The sequence below is a fragment of the Microcoleus sp. B4-C1 genome, from assembly GCF_036705285.1.
In the GTDB taxonomy this organism is placed as follows: domain Bacteria; phylum Cyanobacteriota; class Cyanobacteriia; order Cyanobacteriales; family Microcoleaceae; genus Microcoleus.
In genome coordinates this window covers 1-4,893 of the sequence record NZ_JAUBUC010000071.1, presented here as the reverse complement: position 1 = coordinate 4,893, position 4,893 = coordinate 1, and the positions used below count along the sequence as shown (strand labels likewise).

2 protein-coding genes are annotated in these 4,893 nt (G+C 47.1%); one reads left to right on the top strand and one right to left on the bottom strand.

Translation table 11 applies throughout. From position 1 onward, the window contains the following. Positions 1-53: 53 nt before the first annotated feature. Positions 54-284 (bottom strand): photosystem II protein, Psb35-related, encoded by a 231-nt coding sequence (locus QUB26_RS23595; protein WP_333239885.1) that lies wholly within the window; start codon positions 282-284, stop codon positions 54-56. An 881-nt stretch (positions 285-1,165) separates the two neighbouring features. Here QUB26_RS23595 and treS point away from each other — a divergent pair. Beyond that, positions 1,166-4,546, top strand: coding sequence for a maltose alpha-D-glucosyltransferase (treS, locus tag QUB26_RS23590; RefSeq protein ID WP_333302545.1), 3,381 nt, complete (start codon positions 1,166-1,168; stop codon positions 4,544-4,546). Positions 4,547-4,893 lie beyond the last annotated feature (347 nt).

The window sequence follows — 4,893 nt, the reverse complement described above, 5'->3', positions numbered from 1 at the left end:
TAGCAACAGGCATCCTGCCTGTTATTGAAAATAGTGAAACCTGTTACTTGATATCAAGAATTCGAGATGGTGCGGCTGCCGTAAGCATCCATGCTGTAGGCGGGAACGCGAACGCGGTAATCAACTTCTGTTCCCGTCACTGATTTTGCCAGTTGTTCAAAAGACTCATCGTTCCAATTCCGCTCGTGGATGGGCTTTGACTGTTCGCCCAGGAAATATGCTTGAGTGCCAATTACTGAGGCTGCTACCCAACCGACGATTAAAAGAGCGATTACAATAGTCATTTTTACTTTTTCCTTAACTTTTGTTGCTTTATGTAAACTAATGTAACGAAAATTAGCAATCCACGTCAAGGTACCGTAGTGTCGTGGGAACCGTCCGGCAGGTAGTAAATACCGCACCTAACCCTGAGTCTGTAGGGTGTGCTTAGTGTCAACAAGGACTCGATCGCCCCTTAGCTTGCCCCCTACTCCCCCTTAATAAGAGGGGGGGCGGTTTCATTCTCGGTAGGGGCAATCCCCTGTGGTTGCCCCCATGTCCCAAACTGTGAAATCGTCTGTGGGTGGGGGCGGGCACTCTTGGCACCGCCCCTACAAAAGCCTGATTTTGGTGAGAATGAAACCGCCCTGCCTTAATAAGAGGGGGGGACAAGAGTGTTCTCAAAGTCAACCCCTACTCCCCTTATCAAGGGGGATGCGAGGGGGATCTAGACTGGGCTACCAGCGAGAGATACAGAGGGGTTTCAGGCTTAAGTTGACACGACTTGGTAGGGTGTGCACCGCGCATCGGTAGGTAGCACAGTACCCGGATTGTTAACTGTGTCCGAAATAGCAAAACAGATTGTTGAGATTTTATATAGCGATCCTCGCATCATTTCCATAATTCTTGTAGGGGCAATCCGACCCCTACTCCCCGTGGTTGCCCCTAAATACTGGGGTAGGCACTCTTAGCACTACCCCTACAAATCCTCATGAATGATTTAGGATGGCTATAGTTAAGAAATTATAAGTTTTGCGTTCATAAATTACGATTAAAAGTCTGCGGCTGGCATGATGAATAGCGGCCCAATTATAAGTTATGATTTATCAGTTTGGATTGGAACTAAGAAATCCCAATTACCAAACTTTAAGTAAAAATTACCAATTACCAATCATCGCTACAAATCATGCCAAACTCAATGTTAAATAACGACCCGTTGTGGTTCAAAGACGCGATTATTTACGAAGTACCAGTTCGCGCTTTTGCCGACAGCAATGCAGACGGGATCGGCGACTTTAGAGGACTGACAGAAAAACTGGATTACCTGCAAAACTTGGGAGTCACAGCCATTTGGGTACTGCCATTTTTTCCCTCGCCGCTCCGAGACGACGGCTACGATACATCTCACTATACTACGGTCAATCCGATTTACGGCACATTAGAGGACTTTAAAGACCTTTTAGAAGCAGCGCACCAGCGGGGAATTCGAGTCATTATTGAGTTGATTGTCAACCACACTTCCGATCAGCACGCTTGGTTTCAGCGAGCGCGCAGGGCCCCGAAAGGCAGTAACGAAAGAGATTTTTATGTGTGGAGCGACACGCCGGAAAAATATCAAGATGCTCGGATTATTTTCCAAGATTTTGAAACATCTAATTGGGCTTGGGATGCGGTAGCAAAAGCTTATTACTGGCACCGTTTTTATTCGCACCAACCCGATTTGAATTACGACAATCCGGCCGTCCGCCAAGCCATCTTAGATGTGGTAGATTTCTGGTTGGCACTGGGAGTAGACGGACTGCGGATGGATGCGGTGCCTTACCTGTACGAGCGCGAAGGTACTAACTGCGAAAACCTGCCAGAAACTCACCAATTCCTGAAGCAATTGCGGAAGCACGTAGATGAAAACTTCCCGAACCGGATGCTGCTGGCTGAGGCGAATCAGTGGCCGGAGGATGCAGTTGAATATTACGCTGCTGGGGATGAATGTCACATGAACTTTCATTTTCCGCTGATGCCGCGTTTATTTATGGCTTTGCATATGGAAGATAGCTTCCCAATTAGCGACATTCTCCAGCAAACTCCACATATTCCCAATAATTGTCAGTGGGCATTATTTTTGCGGAATCATGATGAATTGACGCTGGAAATGGTGAGTGATGAAGACCGAGATTATATGTATCGGGTTTACGCTCAAGACACTCAGGCGAGAATTAATTTGGGCATCCGCCGCCGCTTGGCTCCTTTGATGGGAAATAACCGCCGCCGCATTGAGTTGATGAATGCTTTGCTGCTGTCTCTTCCGGGTACGCCGGTGCTTTACTACGGCGATGAAATTGGCATGGGAGACAATATCTATTTGGGCGATCGCAACGGGGTGAGAACTCCGATGCAGTGGAGTGGCGATCGCAATGCCGGTTTTAGTCGCGCTAACCCGCAGCGACTTTACGCACCGCCCATTGTTGACCCTGAATATCACTACGAATCTGTTAACGTGGACGCGCAGCGGGCGAATCCGAGTTCTCTTTGGTGGTGGATGAAACGCCTGATTGCAATTAGGCAGCGTTTCCAAGCATTCGGTCGCGGAACTTGCGAGTTTCTGTACCCGGAAAACCGCAAAGTTTTAGCTTTTGTACGCACTTATCAAGACGAACACATCCTCGTAGTGGCTAATTTGTCGCGCTTCGTCCAGACGGCAGAATTAGACCTGGCGCCCTTTAAAGGTGCTGTTCCGGTGGAGATTTTCGGCCGCACGGAGTTTCCTGCTGTTGGCGATTCGCCTTACTTTTTGTGCTTGAGTCCTCACACGTTTTACTGGTTTACTCTTACTGTTAAACACGAAGATTTTTCGCTGCACGGTGTTCCCACAGACTTGCCTACTTTGGCGGTCATAGGTAATTGGAAAACTGCTTTTGCTACAAGTCAGTTAAGCGATATGCTGCTTAATCTTTTGCCGGGATACTTGCGGCGGAATCGCTGGTTTAGCGGTTCAGATCGGACAATTCAATCTTTAGAAATAAGTGATGTTTTACCGATTGAATGTAAAGATAGCGCGGGAGAGGAATCTCAAGTTTACATTCTGTTTTTGCAGTTGAATTATACTGAAGGTATGCCGGAAACTTACGTTTTGCCTTTAGGGTGGGAAGAGATTAAAGGCGATGTGGACGATCGGGCGATCGCGCGCCTGCACTTCCCAGAAACCAAAAAGGAAATCGGGGTACTATTTGATGCTGCTGGGGAGAAAGGTTTTCTGAGCGCACTGCTGGGGGCGATCGCCAATTCTCGCAGTTACAGAGGTGTTGCAGGTCAACTGCTAGGAATTGCCGACAGTGCATTCAAATCAGAAGAAGAGTTAGCGCAGCTCGAACCTCACCTGTTCAAAAAAGAACAAAGCAATACATCTGCAGGTTACGGCGACCGCTTCGTCCTGAAAATATTGCGAAAAGTCGAGGAAGGTATTAACCCTGAATTAGAAATCGGACGCTTTTTAACAGAGCGCAACTCGATCCAACATTACGCTCCAATTACCGGAGCATTGGAATATCACACACCAGCCAAACAAGTCCTTACAGTCGGAATCCTACAAAAATTAATCCCCGACAGCGTAGATGCTTGGTCTTATACATTAGACACACTGCGCGACTATTTCGAGCAAGTAATGACAGTAGAAGCAAAGCATTCCAGCGATAATTTATCTACTGCCCCCGAAAATTATTTGCCGAACGCTTTGACCGGACAAACCCAGCGGCAGCAAAACTCGCTAGTAGCCGATTTATCGCTAGAAATTCCAGAATTAGCTCGCGAACTCATCGGCTCTTACTTAGCATCAGCCGAACTTTTAGGTCAGCGGACAGCCGAACTTCACCTGGCTTTAGCTTCTGACACAGAAAATCCCGCTTTTGCCCCAGAAAACTTCACCTCCTTTTACCAGCGTTCCATCTATCAACACATGAGAAATCTGGCGGGAAGAACTTTGCTGGATCTGAAAAAACGGCTGTCTAAACTGCCACCAGAAATACAAAAATCGGCGCAAAAGCTCCTCAACCGCGAAGAGTTGATCATGGAACGTTTCAAGTCTATTTTGAACTTGAGAATCACCGCCGATAGAATTCGCTGTCACGGGGACTTTCATTTCGGGCAAGTTCTTTATACAGGCAAAGACTTCGTAATTATTGATTTCGGAGGAGAACGCGATCGACCCTTAAGCGAGCGGCGGATGAAGAGGTCGCCCCTGCGAGATGTTGCGGGAATGCTGCAATCTATAAGTTACGCTGTTACTTTGGCACTCCGCAATGAAGTAGAAAGTGGCATGATTCGCCCTGAAAATCTCCCGGAGATGCAGCAGTGGGCGAACGTTTGGCACCGCTGGGTCAGCCTCACTTTTGTCAAGAGTTATTTGGCGACTGCAGCCGATGCAAGTTTCTTGCCCAAATCTATACCGGAACTACAAGTTTTGCTGGATGCTTACATTTTGGAAAAAGCGGTTGCCGAGCTAGCCTACGAACTCAATTACCGCTTAGATTTCGCGGAAATTCCGCTTCAGCGGATTCTACAATTGCTGAATTAATAAGGGCGGGTTTATCTATACTCGTTAGGGTGCGTGACTTTTTAGTTCCTCAATTAACAGCGAGATGCTGGAAAGTCACGCACCTTACATGACACGAAATCTGCTTTGATAACGATTTGAGATCGTGTCCGATCGAGTTACCGCGATTAAAAGGGCGGGTTTTTGAGATTGTCAATTATGAGCAGATATTTTTTGTTAACCCGCCCCTACCTTATTAGGAATGAGAATTAAATAACTTCCACTCTTGAAAGTGGGATGGGCGTCCCGCCCGTCCAAAAAGGACGGGCGGGACGCCCAACCCACAAAAACAATTAAAATTGTAAGTTATTTAATTCGCGATCCTAACA